Origin of the sequence: Pseudoxanthomonas sp. PXM02 (assembly GCF_014851805.1) — a bacterium.
In the GTDB taxonomy this organism is placed as follows: domain Bacteria; phylum Pseudomonadota; class Gammaproteobacteria; order Xanthomonadales; family Xanthomonadaceae; genus Pseudoxanthomonas_A.
In genome coordinates, this window is sequence record NZ_JACVAK010000002.1 from 65382 (window position 1) to 83735 (window position 18354).

14 protein-coding genes and 1 pseudogene are annotated in these 18354 nt (G+C 66.7%); 13 read left to right on the forward strand and 2 right to left on the reverse strand.

Going from position 1 to position 18354, the window contains the following annotated elements; translation table 11 throughout:
• Positions 1–80: 80 nt before the first annotated feature.
• Together IB225_RS09070 and IB225_RS09075 are read left to right on the forward strand one after the other, a co-directional pair.
• Complete coding sequence (locus tag IB225_RS09070) at positions 81–1292, forward strand: SDR family oxidoreductase (protein WP_192310954.1); 1212 nt, start codon at positions 81–83, stop codon at positions 1290–1292.
• A complete protein-coding gene (locus IB225_RS09075; protein ID WP_192310955.1) occupies positions 1292–1756 on the forward strand; it encodes a DUF2269 domain-containing protein in 465 nt (154 codons plus the stop codon). The genes IB225_RS09070 and IB225_RS09075 overlap by 1 nt, the downstream gene beginning before the upstream one ends.
• 16 nt (positions 1757–1772) lie before the next feature.
• Here the strand turns inward: IB225_RS09075 and IB225_RS09080 are convergent, their stop codons facing one another.
• A complete protein-coding gene (locus IB225_RS09080) occupies positions 1773–2228 on the reverse strand; it encodes a nucleoside deaminase (protein WP_192310956.1) in 456 nt (151 codons plus the stop codon).
• Between the two features lie 333 nt (positions 2229–2561).
• On the opposite strand from IB225_RS09080, the gene IB225_RS09085 reads away from it, so the two are divergent.
• The 9 genes from IB225_RS09085 (at position 2562) to IB225_RS09125 (ending at position 14786) form a co-directional block, all read left to right on the forward strand.
• Positions 2562–4010, forward strand: coding sequence for a hypothetical protein (locus tag IB225_RS09085; RefSeq protein ID WP_192310957.1), 1449 nt, complete (start codon positions 2562–2564; stop codon positions 4008–4010).
• A gap of 215 nt (positions 4011–4225) precedes the next feature.
• On the forward strand, positions 4226–5926 hold the full coding sequence (locus IB225_RS09090) for a hypothetical protein (protein WP_192310958.1): 1701 nt from the start codon (positions 4226–4228) through the stop codon (positions 5924–5926).
• 306 nt (positions 5927–6232) lie between these two features.
• Positions 6233–7855, forward strand: coding sequence for a hypothetical protein (locus IB225_RS09095; RefSeq protein ID WP_192310959.1), 1623 nt, complete (start codon positions 6233–6235; stop codon positions 7853–7855).
• Between the two features lie 168 nt (positions 7856–8023).
• Positions 8024–9658, forward strand: a complete 1635-nt coding sequence (locus IB225_RS09100) for a hypothetical protein (protein WP_192310960.1) — start codon at positions 8024–8026, stop codon at positions 9656–9658.
• A gap of 37 nt (positions 9659–9695) precedes the next feature.
• Positions 9696–10457: a bifunctional demethylmenaquinone methyltransferase/2-methoxy-6-polyprenyl-1,4-benzoquinol methylase UbiE gene (ubiE, locus tag IB225_RS09105; protein ID WP_192310961.1), complete on the forward strand. Its 762-nt coding sequence runs from the start codon at positions 9696–9698 to the stop codon at positions 10455–10457.
• A 62-nt stretch (positions 10458–10519) separates the two neighbouring features.
• A complete protein-coding gene (locus IB225_RS09110; protein WP_192310962.1) occupies positions 10520–12433 on the forward strand; it encodes a M1 family metallopeptidase in 1914 nt (637 codons plus the stop codon).
• Positions 12434–12436: 3 nt separating this feature from the next.
• Complete coding sequence (locus IB225_RS09115) at positions 12437–13417, forward strand: alpha/beta hydrolase (RefSeq protein WP_192310963.1); 981 nt, start codon at positions 12437–12439, stop codon at positions 13415–13417.
• Entirely contained in the window at positions 13414–14154 is a 741-nt protein-coding gene (locus IB225_RS09120) for a hypothetical protein (RefSeq protein WP_192310964.1), read from the forward strand. Before IB225_RS09115 ends, IB225_RS09120 begins: the two co-directional genes overlap by 4 nt.
• Before the next feature lie 5 nt (positions 14155–14159).
• Positions 14160–14786, forward strand: coding sequence for an HAD family hydrolase (locus IB225_RS09125; RefSeq protein ID WP_192310965.1), 627 nt, complete (start codon positions 14160–14162; stop codon positions 14784–14786).
• Here IB225_RS09125 and IB225_RS09130 read toward each other — a convergent pair whose 3' ends face one another.
• Complete coding sequence (locus tag IB225_RS09130) at positions 14787–15719, reverse strand: carbohydrate kinase family protein (protein ID WP_192310966.1); 933 nt, start codon at positions 15717–15719, stop codon at positions 14787–14789.
• A 318-nt stretch (positions 15720–16037) separates the two neighbouring features.
• Here IB225_RS09130 and IB225_RS09135 point away from each other — a divergent pair, with 318 nt between their 5' ends.
• Together IB225_RS09135 and mreC are read left to right on the forward strand one after the other, a co-directional pair.
• Positions 16038–17084 carry a rod shape-determining protein gene (locus tag IB225_RS09135; protein WP_192270868.1) on the forward strand — a complete coding sequence of 349 codons (1047 nt, stop codon included), beginning with the start codon at positions 16038–16040 and terminating at the stop codon, positions 17082–17084.
• 138 nt (positions 17085–17222) lie between these two features.
• Positions 17223–18275, forward strand: a pseudogene (gene mreC / locus IB225_RS09140) (rod shape-determining protein MreC); the annotation flags it as partial.
• Positions 18276–18354: the final 79 nt, after the last annotated feature.

Below are 18354 nucleotides of genomic sequence, written 5' to 3' on the forward strand. Positions count from 1 at the left end.
GAACAATGCGGGTCGGACCGTGCTTGTAGTGGGTGGGGCGGGCTTCATCGGCGGCTATCTGGTCGCAGCGTTGCGGCGTCATGGATGGCGCAACGCTGCGTGCCGTGCGGCAGAAAGGACGCCCGCTTGCGGACGACGAGCGCGCCTGTGATCTGGGGAAGATGCTGCGCGCGGAAGACTGGGTGCCGCTGCTGGATGGCGTGGATGCCGTCGTCAACGCTGCCGGCATCCTGCGTGAGGAAAAGGGACAGACATTCGAGGCGATCCACGTCGCCGCGCCGCTCGCGCTCGCGCACGCCTGCGTCGCGCGCGACGTCGGACGCTTCGTGCAGGTGTCGGCGCTCGGTCTTCCCGAAGATGGCCCGTTCATCGCGTCCAAGCACCGCTTCGACGAGCAACTCGGTGATCTCCCACTGTCGTCCGTCGTGCTTCGACCCTCGGTGGTGTATTCGGTCAGCGGCTCCTACGGTGGCACTTCGTTGTTGCGCGCGCTGGCGGGATTTCCCGGGATGCAGTGGCTTCCCGGCGATGGCCGTTGGCAGGTGCAGCCACTGGCGGCGGAAGACCTGGGGGAACTGGTGGCGCGCGCAGTGGGCGGCGCGATGACGGGGACGTACGAGGTCGGTGGCCCCGCACCGCTGTCGCTGCGCGACTACCAGTCGCAATGGCGGCGCTGGTTGCGTGCCCCTGGCGGACACGTCGCCGCTGTGCCCGAGGCCTGCGTGTCACTGGCCGTATCGGTGATGGAGTGGTTGGGGCGCGGTCCGGTGGGTCGCACGATGTGGCGCATGCTCCAGCGCGGCAACATCACGACGGTGGATGCGGCCGACCGCCTGCAAGCGGACTTCGGCCTGAGGCCGCGCTCGCTGCCGGAAGCGCTGCGACAGGCGCCCAGCCAGGTGCAGGACCGGTGGCATGCGCAGCTCTATTTCCTCGCGCCTGTCTTGAAATGGTCGGTGGTGGTGCTGTGGCTGCTGTCGGCGGTCGCGGGCTTCGTTACGCCCGCGACCGACATTCTGGAGATGTCGGCGAGTACGCCGCTGGAAGCATGCAATCCCGTACTGCTCGCACGCGGCGGTGGCATCGCGGATCTGCTGCTGGGCCTGTGGCTGGCATCCGGTTGGCGTCCGCGCGCCGCGGTAGCCGCGATGCTGTTGATGCTGCTGGGCTATACGCTGCTGCTCGGTAGTCTGGTGCCTGCACTGTGGTGGGATCCGCTGGGCGGGCTGGCCAAGAATCTGGTGCTGTTGCCTGCACTTGCCATGCTGTGGGTGCTGACGGAGCGACGCTGATGACGTACCTGTGGGTGAAGTGGATCCACATCCTGGCCTCCACCCTGCTGATGGGCACGGGCCTGGGCATCGCCTTCTTCATGTGGCTGGCGCACCTGCGTGGCGATCCCCGCGTGATCGCGGCGACGGCGCGTACGGTCGTCATCGCCGATGCCTGCTTTACCGCGCCGGCGGTGGTGGTCCAACTGGGCACGGGCCTCTGGCTCACGCACCTGCTGGGACTGCCGCTGGACGTGTTCTGGGTGAAGACGGCACTGGTGCTGTTCTTTGTCGTGGGCGTCTGCTGGTTGCCCGTGCTGTGGCTGCAGGTGCGGGCCCGCGATCTCGCGGTGCAGGCGGTGGCGACATCGCAACCGTTGCCGCCGGCCTACCACCGCGCCATGCGCTGGTGGTTCTGGCTGGGCTGGCCGGCCTTCATCAGCGTGATCGCCATCTTCTGGCTGATGGTGATGAAGCCGTCATGAGAACGGTCGGGCGGACTCAGTCCTCGCCGATGTCCTCGTTCCAGACCTCCGGATTGGCGCTGATATAGCTGCCGAGCATGTCGATGCATTCCTGGTCGTGCAGGTCGATGACATTGACGCCGGACTCGCGCAGCCAATCGATGCCACCCTGGAAGGTCACCGATTCGCCCACCACCACGGTGCCGATGTTGAACTGGCGCACCAGCCCGCTGCAGTACCAGCAGGGCGCCAGCGTGGTGACCATGATCGTGTCGCGGTAGCGACGCTGGCGGCCGGCTTTGCGGAAAGCATCCGTTTCTCCATGTACGGAGGGATCGCCTTCCTGCACGCGGCGATTGTGGCCGCAACCCAGCATGCGTCCATCCTGGTGGTACAGCGCCGCGCCGATCGGGATGCCGCCTTCCGCCAGACCCTGGCGGGCCTCGGCGATGGCGGTTTCAAGCAGGGCGCGGTAGTCGGGAGCGGTGCTCATGGCGAATCGGAATCGAAGTCTGATGAACGGGCAAGCAGGATCACACACTGGAGAGTGTGATGCCACTCACGGCGCTGCTGCCGCATACCCGTTAGAACGCGAGACGCGGTGCAGAAACTGCACCCGAACCATGGGGAGTCGGAGATCGTGATGATGAAGGGAACCACTGCCGCTCTGCGCGGCGCATGGTGGGCGGTGGTGCTGGCCGCGTGGGTGCCGTCGCCCGCAATGGCGGCGCAGCCGCAGACCATCGAGCAGGGACTGCTGCAGTTGGAATGGGGCGATCCGCCGCGCGCCTTGGCAGGGCAACCACGCCTGGCGCCGCGCTTCCACGTGTCGCTGCTGAAGGACGACGGAAAGCGCATCCCCCTCGATCCCGCCCAGGCCAAGCTCGCCGCCGGCGATCTTTACGTCTTGGCCAACCGTCGTGTCGCCGTGGCGTTCGCGCCACGGGGACGCGTGAAATCATCTGCGCCAATGATCCAGGCCATCGTGCCGGCCGACCGCGCCGCACAACCAGCTCAGGTGCATCCCGCCAACGCGCGCGTCATGGCGGCTGCACCGATCAGCGGCACCACCCGTTGGGTGACGCTGATGTGCAAGTTCAGCGATGCGATGGAGGAACAGAAGAACCAGGCGTTCTTCCAGTCCCAGTATGGCGAAGCGGTCGGGCAGCTCGGCCATTACTGGCGCGAAGTGTCGTACAACAAGATAAATCTGGCGGGCAGCACGGCGCACGGTTGGTACTCCTTGCCGAGCCCACGTTCTGCTTACGTCACGACGGAGGATGGCAAGGAGAAGGCGGACCTCAACAAACTGTTTGCAGACTGTGCCTCGGCCGCCCCGGAGACCGTCGACCTGAATGCACCGGTCGGCATCAACATGATGTTCAACGGCAACCTGGATGGCTACGCCTGGGGTGGCCAGAGCTGTGCCACTGTGCGTGGCGCGCGTTTGTGCAAGCGGGTGACCTGGAACCCGCCGTGGTCGTTCGGCAACCTCGCGCCGCTGGCCCACGAAATGGGGCATGGCTATGGACTGCCCCATTCGGACAACTCCGATGGCGACGACGATACCTACGACAACCCCTGGGATGTGATGAGCGACAGCTGGTCCAATGCAATGGGAGATGCGACCTATGGCGTGCGTCCCAAGCACATCAACATCTTCCAGCGTCACCGGCTGAGCTGGATGGATGTGCCGCGCCAACGGATCATCGCGCAAGGCGATCTGGGGACACACGATATCGCGCTCGACTACGCGCATCTGGCGAGCTCCCAGAACGTGCAGATGCTTGTCCTTTCGTTGTCGCCCCAGGCCGACCCCTATGCGACCGTCGTTTACACGCTGGAGGCTCGCAAGCGCGAAGGTACGTACGAGGGCAACCTTGCAGGCGATGCCGTGATCATCCACAAGGTCGAGCGATCGGGTACGGCGTACAGCATCGACACCGACGTGCCGCCGTCTGATCGCTCGAACAACGAAGGATCCATGTTCAAGGTGGGCGAACGCTGGGTCACGCCGGAGGCGTCGCATATCGTGACGATCAAGTCGCAGACAGCCACGGGCTTCGTGCTGACGGTCGGACCGCGACGCGTGATGAGCAGTCCGCTGCCGGCGTTGGCGGGCATGGCATCCGCATCGGGCTCTACACGTGCGGTGGGCGCACCAGTTTCGTCAGTTGCAACGGGCGCAGCTGCGCGCGATGCATCGCCATCGCGATGCGGCGGAAGTCAGGGTACGAAGGTCTCGATCTGCGCCGTTCGCAGCGGTGACCGGTAGGGGTTTCTCCTACATGCTCCGTATGGCCCCTACAGGGCAAAATCGCACGCTGTAGGGGCTCGACCTGATCGCGTTCGCAGGCAAATCCTGACCCGCATCGCAGTTCGTGACACTCGCGCGGAAAACGCACCAAACCTCGCATTTCCGCCCTCAAGACACCGCCTCCCCTGCCGACACCCCGACCATGGCGGCGTCATTCCGACCCGCCGTCGTGAATGGGGTCGCGCGTGGTCAAACACCGATCAGCCGACACGCGTCGCGGGAGCATGCGGGTGCTCTTCGCCACGGGAATGTCGGCCATGGCATGCATCTTCTTTAGTCTTCCCCTACGGGCGGAGACGGTGGTGCAGGGAACCTTGCAACTGCAGTGGGCGGATCCGCCGCGCTCGTTGTCCGGCCGTGCGCAGGCAGCGCCACAGCTGGATGCGTGGCTGGACATGGGGCCTGGACAACGCGTGCCGTTGGACGTGACACAGGCCAAGCGCGCGGCAGGCGACCTGTATGCGCTCGCGAACCGACGCGTGGCGGTTTCCTATGCGACGCACGCAAACATCGCGGCCTCGTCGAAGGTCATGTCCGCGTCCGCCGCCACCGCCACGATCAGCGCGATCGTGCCTACCGACCGTCTGCCGCAGCGCGCGAAGGCGACCGGGGCGGATGGACGTGTGATGGCCTCGGCGCCTGTACTCGGCGCTACGCGGTGGGTCACCGTGATGTGCAAGTTCGCGGACATCGCTGCCGAACAGAAGCCGCGCAGCTATTTCCAGGCGCAGTACGGCAATGCACCGGGTCAACTGGGACACTACTGGTCCGAAGTATCCTACGGCCAGATCAACCTGGCCGGCAGTTCCGCGCATGGCTGGTACACGTTGCCCAAGCCGCGAGCGGCGTACCTGGCCGACGTGAACGGAAAGCAGAAGGCGCAACTTTCCGAGCTGTTCTCCGATTGTGCAGCGGCCGCCGATGCCGATGTCGACTTCAGCGGTATCCAGGGTGTCAACCTGATGTTCAACGGCGAGTTGGACGGCAATGCCTGGGGCGGTGGTGCATGTACCACGCTCGATGGCATCTATACCTGCACGCGCGTGACGTGGAGCCCGCCGTGGTCGTTCGCCAATCTCGCCCCGCTCGCGCACGAAATGGGGCATGGCTACGGCCTGCCGCACTCCAATAACTCCGATGGAGACAGCGACACGTACGACAATCCGTGGGACGTGATGAGCGACGCGTGGCGGAACGCCACCAGCGATGCAACCTACGGACTGCTTCCGAAGCATCCGAACATGTATCAGCGCGAGCGACTCGGCTGGTTGCCCGCTTCACGCAAGCGCGTGATCGCGGCGGACAACCGCGCGACGCACGAGATCGTGCTGGATGCCGGCAGCGTTCTGAAAACGGCCAACACACAGCTGGTGGTGCTGGCCCTTCCTGCGCAACCCGACCCTTACAAGACCGTCATCTATACGTTGGAGGCGCGCCGCCGGACAGGCACCTACGAAGCCAATCTTGCTGGTGACGCGGTGATCATCCACAAGCTGGAGGACTATGGGATCGCTTACAGCGTGGATCGTGATACACCTCCGGCCACGCTCTCGAGCAACGAAGGTTCGATGCTGAAAGTTGGCGGTCGGTGGAATACGCCCGATGAACTGCACTGGGTCGAAGTGGTATCGGCGACGGCGCAGGGCTTCGTTGTGCGGATCGGGCCGCGGCCTCGCTCCATGAGTTCACCCGCGCCGGCACTGGAGCGGCCTGCGAACGTGGTGGCGTCTTCGTCGCCCGCGCCGCGGCCATCGACACCGGCTCGTCCGGTAGCCACTGCCAGCGTCACTGTGGAGCGCAAACGAACCTGCGACGTCTTGCCGTCGATGCTGAGGCTGTCCTCCATTTGTGCGCTGCTGGATCCGGAGCGGTGAGCGCGCTCCAGTGCGAACGACCGCACAGCTGGAACTGCAGATGTAATCGCATTCCTGCGTGACGTTGCGACGAAGGCCGCGCTCGGCTGGAGCCTCGTTCGCCGTTGCGGAATGCGCAATGCGGCGCAAGCGAATGCGGACACGCATTCCAGAATCGAAAAGTCGTTCTCGGATGCTCTGATTCGCTTGCCGGGTTGAGCGTCACTTGGCGATGTCCCGGGTGTCGCGCGAATCTGCGCATGCTCGGAGCGCCTCATGGTTTCAGGGAAGTCGTTCGCATCCTCCGTGGTTGCGCGGTCATGTGTGTTGCTGGTGGGCATCGCTTGCTGCGTGGTGACGTTCGACGCACGCGCGGACGACATCGTGCAGGGCGTACTGCAACTGCGGTGGGGTGACACACCTAGGACGCATGATCAACGCGTGCAGGTACAGTTCGAGGCATGGCTCGATGTGGGTCCCGGCCTGCGCCACCGCCTGGACGTCGCACAGGCCAGGAACGCTGCGGGCGACCTGTATGCATTGTCGAACCGCCGCGTAGCTGTGTCCTACGCTACGCGCGCGAAGGCCGTGTCAGGCAAGGCAGCGTCCTCATCGGCGGCGACGCCCGTCATCACTGCCATCGTTGCGGCGGATCGCGTCCCGACGCGCGCGATGGCAGTGGGTACGGACGGCCGTGTGATGGCGTCCGCACCGATGATCGGCAGCACCCGTTGGATCACGTTGATGTGCAAGTTTTCCGACGTCACTACTGAACAGAAGCCGCGCGCCTATTTCCAGTCCCAGTACGGCAATGCACCGGGACAGCTCGGCCACTACTGGTCCGAGGTGTCCTACGGCGCCATCACGCTGGAAGGAAGCAGTGCGCATGGCTGGTACACGCTGCCGAAGCCGAGGTCTTCCTACGTCGCCATGACGGACGGTCGACAGAAAGTCGACCTGTCCAGACTGTTCGCCGACTGCACGGCGCAGGCTGAAGCCGACGTCGACTTCGGTGGGGTGCAGGGCATCAACCTGATGTTCAATGCCGAACTCGATGGTCGCGCATGGGGCGGTGGCGCCTGCGCCTTGCTGGATGGCAGTCACACCTGCACGCGCGCGACGTGGAATCCGCCCTGGTCCTTCAGCAATCTGGCGCCGCTCGCGCACGAGATGGGCCACGGCTATGGCCTGCCGCACTCGGATAATTCGGATGGCGATGACGACACCTACGACAATCCATGGGACTTGATGAGCGATGCATGGCGCCGGGCCGTGACCGATCTCGGTCATGGCTTGCTTCCGAAGCATTTGAACATGTATCAGCGCGAGCGTCTGGGATGGGTGGCCACTGGCCGCAAGCGCGTCGTCACCGCGGACAACCACGAGACGCATGAAGTGAGGCTCGACATCGCGAGCCTGCGTGGTGGCAGCGGCGTACAGATGCTTGTGCTCGCCATGCCCGCGCAACCCGACCCGTACAGGACCGCCATTTACGTCCTGGAGGCGCGTCGTCGCCAGGGTGTGTACGAGACTGCGTTGGCGGGCGATGCAGTGATCATCCATCGGATCGAGGACGGAGGGATCGCGCGCAGCGTGGATGCCGACGCACCGCCGGCCACACTGTCCGGTAACGAAGGTTCGATGTTGAAGGTCGGCGAGCAGTGGAGCACGCCCGACGGGCGCCACTGGGTCCAGGTGCATTCGGAAACAGCGGAGGGCTTCGTGGTACGCGTAGGATCGCGTCCGCGTGCGATGAGTGCGCCGACGCCCGCGTTGTTGCGAAGCGATGCGCCAACGCAGATGCAGTTGGCCGCGACGAAGACACCCTCGTCGCCGCCTTCGTCCGCCACGTTGCATCGGGCGAGACCCTCGTCGCCGCGATCGCGTGGGTGTGAGGCCATGCCGCGCGTGCTGCGACTGCCAGCTGTGTGTGCACTGCTGTCGCGTTGACGGGTCTGGGAGCGGGCGTGGCTTGGTCAACAGGCGACGCCCGGAGTGTGCGCTTCGCCACGGAATGCGCGGAGAGCCGTGGAGATCGCCCGTCTCTGTTTCCTCCTCAAGCCCCTTACCGCGATGAGTCGTGTGTCGTGCACGTGATGTCACGACGGGGAGGCCGACGTGGAATCGCAACGGGAAGCAGGAAGAAAATTCATCCGCCATGCACGCCTGTGCGCCGTGCTGCTGGCCGGGGCTTGCCTGCTGCCGCAGGCAAGGGCGGATGGCCCGGTGCAGGGTACGTTGCAACTCCGTTGGGGAGATGCGCGCCCTGCAACGAACGGCCACGCACCGACACCCTCGTTGCTGGAAGCGTGGCTGGATCAGGGGCCGGGCCTGCGCCATCGGCTGGACGTGGCCGAGGCCATGCGGGCAGCCGGTGATCTTTCCGCCTTGTCGAACCGGCGTGTCGCCGTGTCGTACGGCGCGCGTAGGAACGCGGGAGCGGGACCATCAATCGAAACCATTGTTCCCGCCGGTCGACTGCCGTCGCGTGCTGTCGCGCAGGAGGCTGGTGGCCGCATCGCGATGGCGGCACCGATGATCGGCAACACCCGCTGGGTCACGGTGATGTGCAAGTTTGCTGACGTAACGGCTGAGCCAAGGCCGCGCGCCTTCTTCCAGGCACAGTACGGCGAGGCGCCGGGGCAGTTGGGTCACTATTGGTCGGAAGTGTCCTACGGCGCCATCACGCTGGCGGGCAGCACCGCGCATGGGTGGTACACGCTGCCCGCACCCCGCGCCGACTACATCACGAGCGCCAGCGGACGCCCGCGCGCGGATCTGTCGCGACTGTTCAGCGACTGCACCGCGCAGGCCGACGCGGAGGTCGATTTCCGCAACGTGCAGGGCATCAACCTGGTGTTCAACGGCGAACTCGACGGTCGCGCGTGGGGCGGTGGTGCCTGCGCGGTTCTGGACGGTGCCCATGCCTGCACGCGCGCGACCTGGAGTCCGCCGTGGGGCTCGGACAACGTGGCCAGCCTGGCGCACGAGATGGGGCACGGCTACGGACTGCCGCATGCGGACAACTCGGACGGCGATGCCGATCCCCACGACAATCCGTGGGACCTGATGAGCGATGCCTGGCGCCATGCGGGCAGCGACCCGGTGCTGGGACTGTTGCCCAAGCACCTCAACATGCATCACCGCGACCGCCTGGGCTGGATATCCCCGGCACGCAAAGTCGTCGTGCCCGCCGACAACAATGCGGTTCACGAGATCGTGCTGGACGCGGGCAGCGTGCTGCAGTCACGCCATGTCCAACTGGTGGTGCTGGCGGGAGAGGCACAGCCCGATCCTTACCGGACCGTGTCCTACACCGTGGAAGCCCGGCGCCGCGGCGGCACCTACGAGGCAGGGCTGGCGGGCGATGCCGTGATCCTGCACCGGGTGGCGGAGAACGGCATTGCCTACAGTCTCGATACCGATCTGCCGCCCGCCGACCTGTCCGGCAATGAAGGCTCGATGTTGAAGGTGGGCGAGCAGTGGGGCACGCCGGATGGCAGGCACTGGGTCTCGGTCGTCGCATCCACATCCAGCGGCTTCCGGATACGGGTCGGGCCGCGGCCGCGCGTGATGAGCGCCCCGGTGCCCGCCCGCGAGGGCAGTCCCCCTGCGCGGGCGGCGAGTGCCGCAGAAGCGCGTCCGACAGATCGAGATGGGCCGACGGACAGGCGCCCGCGCGCCGCGCTCGCCTGCGGCAGGCTGACGCGTCGATGGCAGGCCTTCGCAGCCTGCCTGCTGTTCGAGCGATGAGCGGACCTCGGCCGGCGGGTAGTGCGATAATCCGGCCATGAGCGAATCCCCCTACGAACGCGGCACCACCCATTTCGGCTTCCGCGACGTCGCCGCCAAGGACAAGCAGAAGCTGGTCGGCGAGGTCTTCACCTCGGTGGCCGGCAAATACGACCTGATGAACGACCTGATGAGCCTCGGCATCCATCGGGTCTGGAAGCGCTATTTCGTGGGTACCTGCCAGGTGAAGCGCGGCGACCGTGTGCTCGACCTTGCGGGCGGCACCGGCGACATCGCCGCGCTGCTGAAGGACCGCGTGGGCGACACCGGCCAGATCGTGCTGGGCGACATCAACGCCGGCATGCTGTCGGTGGGCCGCGACCGCATGACCGACCGCGGCGTGGTGCAGGGCCTGGAATACGTGCAGTGCAACGCCGAGGCGCTGCCGTTCCCGGACGCGAGTTTCGATCTGGTGACGATCGCCTTCGGCCTCCGCAATGTCACCGACAAGGAAGCCGCGCTGCGCGACATGTACCGCGTGTTGAAGGTCGGTGGCCAGGCGCGCGTGCTGGAGTTCTCCGAGGTCACCGTGGACTGGTTCAAGCCGGTCTACGACTTCCACTCCTTCAAGGTGCTGCCGAAGCTGGGCCAGCTGTTCGCCCAGGACGCCGGCAGCTACCAGTACCTGGCCGAGAGCATCCGCAAACACCCGCCGCAGGCCGAGCTGCAGGGCATGATGGATGCGGCCGGCTTTGCGCGGACCAGCTTCAAGAACCTGTCCGCCGGCATCGTCGCGATCCATACCGGCTACAAGGTCTGAGGGCGGCCGGGCCCCGGCGCGGTAAACTGGGCACTTCCCCCCGTAGCGCTGGAAGTCCCCTGATGCGTTCTCTGGCTTTGCTGTTGTCCTGTGCCGCCGTGCTGGCGGCCGGTTGTTCCAAGGAACCCGAACCCGCCCCCGTGGCCGCCACGCCCAAGCCCGCCGTTGAAGCGCCCGTCGACCAGGACGAGCATTCCTACGCCGAACCGCGGAAGGTCGCCATCGACGACCTGGCGCTGGACATCGCGGTCGATTTCGACGCCAAGACCATCGGCGGCACCGCCACCTACACCCTCGACTGGAAGGACAAGGCCGCCACCCAGCTGGTACTGGACACGCGCGACCTGACCATCTCGAAGGTGGAGGGCGAGGCCAATGGCGCCTGGGCGCCGCTGCAGTACGCACTGGCCGCCAAAGACCCGGTGCTGGGCAGCAAGCTGACCATCGAGACGCCTGCCCGCAACGCCAAGGTCAGGGTCACCTACACCAGCTCGCCGGAGGCCTCCGGCCTGCAGTGGCTGACGCCGGAGATGACCGAAGGCAAGCAACTGCCCTTCATGTTCAGCCAGTCGCAGCAGATCCATGCGCGCAGCTGGGTGCCGCTGCAGGACACGCCGCAGGTGCGCTACACCTACAGCGCGCACGTGACCTCGCGTCCGGACGTGATGGTGCTGATGAGCGCCGACAACGATCCGGCCGCCGCGCGCGACGGCGACTACACGTTCAAGATGCCGCAGAAGATCCCGTCGTACCTGATGGCGATTGCTGCCGGCGACCTGGTGTTCAAGCCTATCTCCGCGCGCAGCGGCGTGTGGGCCGAGCCGGCGATGGTCGATAGGGCCACCAAGGAGTTCGAAGACACCGAGAAGATGATCGCCGCCACCGAGCAGCTATACGGCCCCTACCGCTGGGACCGCTACGACATGCTGGTGCTGCCGCCGTCGTTCCCGTACGGCGGCATGGAGAATCCGCGCCTGAGCTTCATCACGCCCACGGTCATCGTCGGCGACAAGACGCTGGTCTCGCTGATCGCGCACGAGCTGGCGCACAGCTGGTCGGGCAACCTGGTGACCTTCTCCAGCGCCAAGCACGGCTGGTTGAACGAGGGGTTCACCAGCTATGTCGAGAACCGCATCGTCGAAGCGCTGTACGGCAAGGAGACCTCCAGCATGGAGTACTCCATCGCCCGCAACAGCCTGAAGAAGGAAATCGGCACGATGCCGGAGGCGACCCAGTCGCTGGCGGTCAAGCCGGGCACGCAGCTGGATGCCGATGACGCGCTGAGCGCAGTGTCGTACGACAAGGGCGCGTGGTTCCTGCAGTTCCTGGAAGAGCGTTTCGGCCGGCAGGAGTTCGACGCCTTCCTGCGCGGCTACTTCGACCACTTCGCGTTCCAGAGCATCACCACCGAGCAGTTCCTCGACTACGCGAAGAAGAACCTGTTCGACAAGCATCCCAACCTGGTCACCGACGCCGAGATCCAGGCATGGGTATATGGCACGGGCATCCCGGCCAACGCGCCGCAGGTGCAGTCGCGTGGCTTCTCCAATACCGACACCGCGCGCATCGCGTGGCAGGGCAGTGGCCAGCTGCCGAATCCGCAGCTGACCAGCGCCTGGGTGACCCAGCAGTGGGTGCATTTCCTGGAAGGCATGGGCCAGACGCTGACGGTCGAGCAGCTCAAGCAGCTGGATGACGCCTACCACTTTACCGGCACCGCCAACGGCGAGATCGCGATGCGTTGGTATCCGCTGACCATCCGCAGCGGCTACGTGGAGGCGCGCCCGGAGATCGCCAAGTTCATCGAGCGCGTCGGCCGTCGCAAGCTGATCATGCCGATCTACGAGGAACTGGTGAAGACGCCGGAAGGCCTGGCGCTGGCGAAGGAAAGCTTCGCGCGTGCCAAGCCGGGCTATCACCCGATCACGACCGGTTCGGTCGAAGCGCTGCTCGCGAAGGCGCCGGCAGGCCCTTAAGGGATGGCGTTGCGCCTCACCCGCACACGGACGGTCGCCCTGGTGGCGGCCGTTCTTGTTTGCGCGGCCGTGGCCGTATGGGCCTGGCGCGATCCGATGGCGCCGTTGCGCAACGGCATGGCGCTGCAGGGATGGTGGGCGGGGCTGGAGGAGCGGCGCATCGTCATCGACGACCATCGCTGGGCCTATGACGAACGCGAGACTCAGGATCCTGCGGCGCCGACGGTGGTGATGGTGCACGGCTTCACCGGCAGCAAGGAGAACTGGTATCCGCTGGCGGCGCGCCTGAGCGATCGCTATCGGCTGGTGATCCCGGACCTGCCCGGCTGGGGTGAAAGCCAGCGCATCGCGGGCGCCGACTATGGTTTCAAGGCGCAGGCGGCGAGGCTGGCGGAGTTCCTGCGCGCAATTCGTCACGACGGCAGTCCGATCGTGCTGCTGGGGCATTCGATGGGCGGCGGCATCGCCGCGATCACCGCCGCGGAGCACCCCGAACTGGTCGCACGTGTGGCCCTGATCGATGCGGCGGGCGTACGCTTCAACGACAACGCCTTCGGCATCGCGGTGCTGGCCGGTGAGAATCCGTTCGCCGTCCACGATGTCGAATCGCTGCAGCGCTACCTCGACACGGTCTTCCACGACCGTGCGGCGCAGCCGGCCATTCCGTGGCCCGCCTCGAAGGCGGTGATCGACTGGCGCATCGCGCAGGCGCCGTTCGAGCAGCAGGTGCTGGACCGCATCGGCCGCAGTGAAGAGCGGTTCCTGCCCGGTGAGCTGGCCGCGTCGATCCGCCAGCCGGCCTTGCTGCTCTGGTGCAAGCAGGACCGCGTGATCGATGCCAGCGCGATGGCGCTGTATGCCGCGAAGATGCCGCAGGCGATCCAGGTTTCACTGGACGGTTGCGGCCACATGTCCATCATGGAAAAACCCGACGAGGTGGCGGCCGCGGTCGCCCAGTTGATCCAACAAGGCACACCCCGATGAAGAACCACGCAATCAAACCCCTCCTGTTCGCGATCGCCTGCGCGATGGCACTGTCCGCCTGTGGCGACCGCGAGGCCGAACGCGCCGCCGCTGCCGCGGCGCAGGCCGCGGCCACCGAGCAGCAGGCCGATGAGCTGGCAAAGAAGTACGACAGCGCCGTCGCTTCCCATGACTGGGACATGGCGCGCATCCACGGCGTCGCGCTGCTCGACCAGTACCCGCAGAGCACGGCGGCCACGCGCATCGGCCCGTCGCTCGACGAAGTGAAGGGCAAGGCCGAGGCCGCGCGCGACCAGCGCCGGATGGAAGCGTTGTGGGCCTACGCACAGGTGCCGGCCGGCAAGGGCACCCAGCGCTCCGCGATGATCTACAGCAAGGAACCCGTGGACGTGGACGGCAGCGGCGCCAAGCCGGTGCAGCTGGTGTTCCGCGACCATCCGGAATGGAAGCGCAGCAGCTATCTGGTGCTGCAGGCCAGCGACTTCGCCAAGGCCTGCTACAGCCGGTGCCAGGTGACCGTGGTGGCCGATGGCGCAGCAGCGAAGCGCATGGCCGCCCATCGTCCGGACACCGACGAAGCCACGGCGATGTTCATCGACGACAACAAGGCCTTGTGGCGCCTCGTGCGCAAGACGAAGGAACTGGAAGTCGAGTTCCAGGTAAAGGACGGCAGCACCCGCAAGGCCGTGTTCGAGACCGGTGGGCTGGACGGAAGCCAGATGCCAGGCTGGGACTGACACGGGTGCCGGTCGAAGTGGGCGGGGCAACGACGCCCGCGCTCGCGGCGCTGCGCCACTGGGTGTTCGACCTGGACGGCACGCTGACGGAGGCCGTGCACGATTTCGCGCTAATCCGGCGCGCGCTGGACATCCCGCCCGCGGCCGACATCCTGGGCCATCTGGCGGTACTGCCGGCGGACGAGGCGCAGCGCAAGCGCGACTGGCTGATGCAGCACGAACGTGCGCTGGCCGAGGCAGCGACGGCCGCGACCGGTGCGGTCGCACTGGTGCGCGCCCTGCAGGGCAGGGGTTGCCGCCTGGGCATCCTCACCCGCAACGCGCGCGCGCTGGCCAGGGTGACGCTGGAGGCGATCGGCCTGGGAGACGTCTTCGACGAGGCGGACATCATCGGACGCGACGAGACGGTGCCCAAGCCTGCGCCGGATGGCCTGCTGTACTTCGCGGACCGCTGGGCCGTGCCGCCAGCGCAGATGGTGATGGTTGGCGACTACCTGTTCGACCTGGAATGCGGCCGTGCCGCTGGCACGCACACGCTGCTGGTCAACTGCGCGGGTGAGGGCTGGCCGGCGCTGGCAACGTGGCGGACACCCGACTGCGCTGCGATCCTGGCCGGCCTCGACGCCGGCTGATTACAGCGCGTAACCGAACTGCTGCTTGAACTGCGCGTTGAATTCGTCGAAGTCGAAGCGCTGGTTCTGCGTGCCGGGATGCTCGACCTTCAGGGCGCCCATCAGGTTGCCCATGCGGCCGATGGTCAGCCAGTCGAAGCCCTTCTCGATGCCGAAGATCAGGCCGGCGCGGAAGGCATCGCCGCAGCCGGTCGGGTCGACCACGCGGCGCTCGTGCGCCGGCGGAATCTCGTAGGTCTTCTCCGGCGTATGCACCACCGCGCCGCGCGGGCCGAGGGTGGTGATGTAGGCCTTCACGCGGGAGACGATCTGCTTCTCGTCCCAGCCGGTGCGGGTCTGCAGCAGATTGGACTCGTAATCGTTGACGACGACGTAGTCGGCCTGTTCGATGAACGTGCGCAGTTCCTCGCCGTTGAACAACGGCATCGCCTGGCCCGGGTCGAAGATGAAGGGGATGCCCAGCTCGTTGAATTCCCTGGAGTTCTGCATCATGCCTTCGCGGCCGTCCGGCGCCACGATGCCGAAGCTCACGCCGGCGACGTCGCGCACGTGGTTGCTGTGCGAGTCCGACATCGCGCCCGGGTGGAACGCGGTGATCTGGTTGTTGTCCAGGTCGGTGGTGATGAAGCACTGCGGGGTGAACTGTTCCTCGAACACGCGCACGCAGTCCAGGCGGATGCCACAGGCTTCCATGTGGGCGCGGTAGGGGCCGAAGTCCTGGCCCACCGTGGCCATCGGGATCGGATCGCCGCCCAACAGCTTCAGGTTGTAGGCGATGTTGCCGGCGCAGCCGCCGAACTCGCGGCGCATGCGCGGCACCAGGAACGACACGTTCAGGATGTGCACCTTGTCCGGCAGGATGTGGTTCTTGAACTGGTCCGGGAACACCATGATGGTGTCGTAGGCAAGGGAACCACAGATCAGTGCGGACATCGGCAGGCTCGACTGGAAGCGGGTGCGGCCGTCCCGGGCCGCTGGAAAAGCGGGACGTGCGCCCCATTCCCGGCGCGCCGGTGCGAAGGTTACCGGCTGGGCCGGCCTGCGGCCAGTCTTGATCGGCGGCGCCGGCTCGCGTGGCGGCACTGTCGAGCGACACGTACGCGAGGTGCGAACGACGGTTTTCCCCGCGGATTCACGAGATTTTTCCTTGCCCGCTCCATGCCGGATTGTTAGGCTAGCCGACTTGTTTTTTGCCCAAAAAATCGCCAGCCCCGCGCGATTTTCCAGCCCCCAGCAGGAACCCGTCCCCCGATGTTCAAGAAGCTCCGCGGCATGTTCTCCAACGACCTGTCCATCGATCTGGGCACGGCCAACACCCTGATCTACGTGCGCGGGCAGGGCATCGTGCTCAACGAACCCTCGGTCGTGGCCGTCCGCCAGGACCGCGCCATCGGCGGTTCGCGTTCGGTCGCGGCGGTCGGTGCCGAGGCCAAGCAGATGCTGGGCCGTACCCCGGGCCACATCACCACCATCCGCCCGATGAAGGACGGCGTGATCGCCGACTTCACCTACACCGAGGCGATGCTGAAGTACTTCATCAAGAAGGTGCACAAGTCGCGCTTCCTGCGCCCCAGCCCCCGCGTGCTGGTCTGCGTGCCGGCCGGCAGCACCCAGGTCGAGCGCCGCGCGATCAAGGAATCGGCCGAAGAGGCCGGCGCGCGCGACGTCTACCTGATCGAGGAGCCGATGGCGGCCGCGATCGGTGCCGGCATGCCGGTGACCGAAGCGCGCGGCTCGATGGTCATCGACATCGGCGGCGGTACCACCGAGGTGGCCGTCATCTCGCTGAACGGCATCGTCTACTCGCAGTCGGTCCGCATCGGTGGCGACCGCTTCGACGAGTTCATCACCAACTACGTGCGTCGCAACCACGGCATGCTGATCGGTGAAGCCACGGCCGAGCGCATCAAGCTGGAAATCGGCTGCGCCTACCCGCAGGCGGACGTGCAGGAAATGGAGATTTCCGGCCGCAACCTCGCCGAGGGCGTGCCGAAGATGATCAAGATCAACTCCAACGAAGTGCTGGAAGCGCTGCACGAGCCGCTGTCCGGCATCGTCAGCGCGGTCAAGCTGGCGCTGGAGCAGACCCCGCCGGAACTGTGTGCCGACGTCGCCGAGCGCGGCATCGTGCTGACCGGTGGCGGCGCCCTGCTGCGCGACCTGGATCGCCTGATCAGCGAGGAGACCGGCCTGCACGTGCAGGTGGCGGACGATCCGCTGACCTGCGTGGCGCGTGGCGGTGGCCGTGCGCTGGAACTGGTCGACATGCACGGCAACGAGTTCTTCGCGCCGGAATGAGGCCGGTCACACGGCATCGGCGAACGGGAGCGGCAACGCCGCTCCGACGCCCCGATGCCGCCCCGGGCACGCTGACGTTCCTCCGCACCGCGCATCTGCCGGGCGGCCCCCTCCGATCTCCCTCCCTTCGGCCCTGACGTGCCCTCCTACGCCGGCCCTCCCGTCGCTTCCCGTCCCGGTGATGTCGCCAGCACGCTGCGGCTGCTGGGCTACCTGGCGCTGACCATTGCCCTGGTGATCCTGGACCACCGCGGCGGCTGGCTCTCGCAGCTGCGCGCGCACGCCAACGTGGTCACCCAGCCGTTGTGGTGGGTGGCGGGCCTGCCCGGACGCGTGACCACCCGCGTGCAGGACGATGCGGCCACCCGCACCGGCCTGATCGAAGAGAACGGCCGACTGCGCAACGACCTGCTGGTGGCCAACGCCCGGCTCGCCCGGCTGCAGACGGCCGCCGCCGACAACGCGCAGCTGCGTGCCCTGCTGGGCGTGAAGACCTCGCGTGGCCTGGACGTGCAGTTGGCGCCGATCCTCGACATCGACCTCGCCCCTGGCCGCCAGCGGCTGGTGCTGGACGCCGGCAGCCGCGCCGGTGCGACCGTCGGCCAGTCGGTCATCGATGCCGGCGGCCTGATGGGCCAGATCATCGAGACCACCTCGGCGCACGCGACGGTGCTGCTGCTGACCGATCCCGACCACGCGGTGCCGGTCGTGGTCGCACGCAACGGCGTGCGCCTGATCGTCTACGGCCGTGGCCGCAGCGATCTGCTGGAACTGGCCGACGTGCCGCTCAACAGTGGCGTGGAAGTGGGCGACGTACTGGTGACCTCGGGGCTGGGCGGGCGTTTTCCGGCCGGCTTCCCGGTCGGCACGATCGCCGCGCTGCGCCCGGACGACAGCCATGCCTTCCTGGTCGGCGACGTCACGCCGGCGGCGCGCCTGGACCGCGGCCGCGACGTGCTGTTGCTGAAGTCCGCCCCGCCGCTGCCGTTGCCGCCGGCGGATCCGAGCCGGTTCCTGCCGGAGGCGACTGATCCCGCGCAGGCGGGCGGCGTACAAGCACCTGCCGCGCCGACGACCCAAAGCCCCTCTCCCGGCGGGAGCGGGGTAGGGGAGAGGGGCAACGAAGCCGGGAATGCTGCGGGCGACCAGAATGTTTCCGCGCCGGGGACGGCTTCTTCGCGAGCCCCCCGCACCGCGAACGCCCCGACCCTCACCCCAACCCCTCTCCCGGCGGGACAGGGGCAGAAAGCGCCGGCTTCGACCCGTCCGG

Coding starts and splice junctions, on each gene's coding strand:
- IB225_RS09110 (WP_192310962.1), top strand. CDS start 10,520: ATGCGTTCTCTGGCTTTGCTGTTGTCCTGTGCCGCCGTGCTGGCGGCC.
- IB225_RS09080 (WP_192310956.1), bottom strand. CDS start 2,228: ATGAGCACCGCTCCCGACTACCGCGCCCTGCTTGAAACCGCCATCGCC.
- IB225_RS09120 (WP_192310964.1), top strand. CDS start 13,414: ATGAAGAACCACGCAATCAAACCCCTCCTGTTCGCGATCGCCTGCGCG.
- ubiE (WP_192310961.1), top strand. CDS start 9,696: ATGAGCGAATCCCCCTACGAACGCGGCACCACCCATTTCGGCTTCCGC.
- IB225_RS09070 (WP_192310954.1), top strand. CDS start 81: ATGGATGGCGCAACGCTGCGTGCCGTGCGGCAGAAAGGACGCCCGCTT.
- IB225_RS09130 (WP_192310966.1), bottom strand. CDS start 15,719: ATGTCCGCACTGATCTGTGGTTCCCTTGCCTACGACACCATCATGGTG.
- IB225_RS09075 (WP_192310955.1), top strand. CDS start 1,292: ATGACGTACCTGTGGGTGAAGTGGATCCACATCCTGGCCTCCACCCTG.
- IB225_RS09115 (WP_192310963.1), top strand. CDS start 12,437: ATGGCGTTGCGCCTCACCCGCACACGGACGGTCGCCCTGGTGGCGGCC.
- IB225_RS09135 (WP_192270868.1), top strand. CDS start 16,038: ATGTTCAAGAAGCTCCGCGGCATGTTCTCCAACGACCTGTCCATCGAT.
- IB225_RS09090 (WP_192310958.1), top strand. CDS start 4,226: ATGGGGTCGCGCGTGGTCAAACACCGATCAGCCGACACGCGTCGCGGG.